A 2,554-nucleotide genomic window follows, 5' to 3' on the forward strand; every position below is an offset into this window, starting at 1 on the left:
ATCTCCCACAAGGCATCCGGCACCAAACGCAAAGACAAATCATCCACCACGAACCGTATTATGTCCCACACGTCACTTCACCCACATGAGACACGCTCTTAATGCCAGGTCACTGGGGTGCCGATTCGTCAAAGTTCATACTTTCGGCGGGTCCCCACCATTGTCGGCAAACGTCCTCACACGGACATTTGCACCAGCGCCCGGTCAAGACGAGCAGAAACGACAGTGGCGCCTTTCGAGACTGGTGGCATTCGAATGGAGAGATTCCGAGGGTGGTGACACGCTTACCTGCGAGACCTCCACCTGCCGGACGGTCAGGGAAGCAAGGTAGCGATGAAGGTGTCAGCGTTTCATTCGACAGAGGCCAGCACGCTCGGTGTCTACCACGACAACACGGAGTGCATTCTGGCCGCCAGTATTGCGCCGGAACATCGAACGATTGGTGTTGACGGCAGAGCGTGGTGCATCGCGTGCGCCGCCCTGGACTGACCACCGCTTCGACGCACCAGCAAGTAAGTTCTCTCCCCGGCTCATGGCTGGAGAATGGTTCCTTGGCGGAACGGATCGGCACTGTCCTCTCCTGTGGAGCTGACGGAGCTTTGGGCGCATCATTGACAGATGACGAACGACGAGGAAGACCGCCTGATCGGTCAGACGCTCACTCGGTTGACCGCGAAATTTCCCTCGGTGTCGGCAGAAGCTGTAGCGGGGGCGGTGGAGTCCGCCCATGCTCACTTTGCCGGGCACCGGATACGGGATTTCGTTCCTCTGCTCGTAGAGCGCATGGCGAAAGAGAAACTCTCGTCGCTGGTCACCTCGTAACGAGCGTGCCGACCGCAGACAAAGACTCCGACATTGCACAGGCGAGAGTGTTTCTGGCGCTGTTGAATGCGGAGATCGACGACCTCTCCGCGCGCATCGAGGCAGCCGTGCGTCTCGAACGAAATTCCCGTGTGAACGGAAATCTGACGACGACGTCGGTAGCTCGTACCGATGCAATCATGCTGCGAAAAGAACTGCACGGGGTGCATCGACTGGTCAAGCAGCTCACCGATCGTTTCCCGACCCTGTGACCAGCACTATCGACAAGAAGCTTCACAGCGCGTTGCCGAGCACAGAGGACTGTGATCCCAAGAGTCAAAGGGGTGGTCGTTGGACGAGACGGATCAACCGGTTGCGGTCTACTCTTCGGGGCATGTATCTGGTCCCGGACCTCGACGATGACGACGACCCAGATTTCGACGAAACTTTTGATCCGGATGCGCAGACGTTGACTCCGCGCCAGTGCGTTGTCGTGGCTCGGGTGGCGACAGAGTTGGCGGATGCGGTGTTTGCTGACGCACACCTGCTCGGTAATCGCCCCGTTCAACCAGGTTCCGGGTGTGCGGTGTTGGCGGACCTTCCGGAATGCACCTGGACTCAGGATGCGACATGGCGACGCACCATGGCTCGCTCATTCGATGATCTTTCCGCCGACGCCGCTGCGGGCCTCGATCCCGAACCTCGCTGTACCGGCGAGGAAATGGCGCTGCGTCTGATCATCGGCCGCGCCCGTACCGCCATGATCTCGGACCGGTTCGTCGAAGAACTCACACATCTGCCCGCGCACAAGAATGACGATGATTGGGACGGCCCGCTCGATTACCTGTTCCAGGACCATGACGTGCTGACACTATTCTGGGCAGAACCGATATCAGATGGGGTCAACCTCGATCCCGAGGATTGGTTCACCCCCTTCGAACCGGAACTCGCGCGCGACGAAGACCGCGGCTTTCGTACATAGTTCAGCCCCGATTCACGTCGGCGGCGGATCCTCCGTGCGGTGGCCTCGTATCTTTCGTTTGTCTCGACCTGTGTCCGATGATGTGGTCTTCGTGCTACTGGTCACTGTCCAGTAGTGCACAAGACATCGGCCGCGCGCTCCCGCTCGGACGTGGGGGAGCCTCGCGCGCCGATCATGTGAGCATGCGGGTGAAAACGTCCGCGCTCTACATGTCCGGGTATCTTGATGCAGCTCAACAGTTTTGGGTCAAAATGCACGACGGACAATGGTTGGCCGGGGTAACCGTGCGCGTTACCGATGCCGGCGGAACCAACCTCGTCGAAATCGACATGCTCGTGACCGCCGACGCCATCACCGAAGTGCCGGCCACCTGAACGTCTTTTACTCGATCGAAGGTGGCAGCCGCGGTCCGTGCGCTCGGAACCTGCTCCCACGCCGTTCACGCTCGCGGGCGTCCGCCAACGCTGCCTTGATGGTGGTACGCGCCGATGGAGCGATCGAGTACGTCACGCGAGGCTTCCCTGACACGCCATCCACTCCTGGATCGTGGCGGATCAACCAATTAGCTCCCGTCAGCCGGGCGAGAATGCGATAAGTCTTTCCACTCGAATACTCCAGCGCGTCCATGACCCGATACCCGTAGATCTCCTTCTCCGGATGCTGGAGAAGAAGCCCTCTCTGTCAGGATTTAGTGAGACACTCGGAGGCAACCGAGATCACTCACTGAGGGCATGAAACGAGCACCACCGATGAGCAGCCCGAACCCCGAAA

General features: G+C 59.5%; 5 protein-coding genes. 4 read left to right on the forward strand and 1 reads right to left on the reverse strand.

The genetic code is table 11. From position 1 onward, the window contains the following. Window positions 1-618 precede the first annotated feature (618 nt). The 4 genes from A2J01_RS30355 (at window position 619) to A2J01_RS37100 (ending at window position 2,157) form a co-directional block, all read left to right on the forward strand. Window positions 619-822: a three-helix bundle dimerization domain-containing protein gene (locus A2J01_RS30355; protein ID WP_064114219.1), complete on the forward strand. Its 204-nt coding sequence runs from the start codon at window positions 619-621 to the stop codon at window positions 820-822. Between the two features lie 5 nt (window positions 823-827). After that, window positions 828-1,073 (forward strand): hypothetical protein, encoded by a 246-nt coding sequence (locus tag A2J01_RS30360; RefSeq protein WP_064114220.1) that lies wholly within the window; start codon window positions 828-830, stop codon window positions 1,071-1,073. A 122-nt stretch (window positions 1,074-1,195) separates the two neighbouring features. After that, window positions 1,196-1,783, forward strand: a complete 588-nt coding sequence (locus A2J01_RS30365) for a hypothetical protein (RefSeq protein ID WP_064114221.1) — start codon at window positions 1,196-1,198, stop codon at window positions 1,781-1,783. Window positions 1,784-1,860: 77 nt separating this feature from the next. After that, entirely contained in the window at window positions 1,861-2,157 is a 297-nt protein-coding gene (locus A2J01_RS37100) for a hypothetical protein (RefSeq protein ID WP_064114222.1), read from the forward strand. Between the two features lie 7 nt (window positions 2,158-2,164). On the opposite strand, the gene A2J01_RS36140 is transcribed toward A2J01_RS37100, so the two are convergent. Continuing rightward, a complete protein-coding gene (locus A2J01_RS36140; RefSeq protein ID WP_156519450.1) occupies window positions 2,165-2,410 on the reverse strand; it encodes a hypothetical protein in 246 nt (81 codons plus the stop codon). Window positions 2,411-2,554 lie beyond the last annotated feature (144 nt).

The sequence above is a fragment of the Rhodococcus sp. EPR-134 genome (assembly GCF_001647205.1).
GTDB lineage: Bacteria > Actinomycetota > Actinomycetes > Mycobacteriales > Mycobacteriaceae > Rhodococcus_F > Rhodococcus_F qingshengii.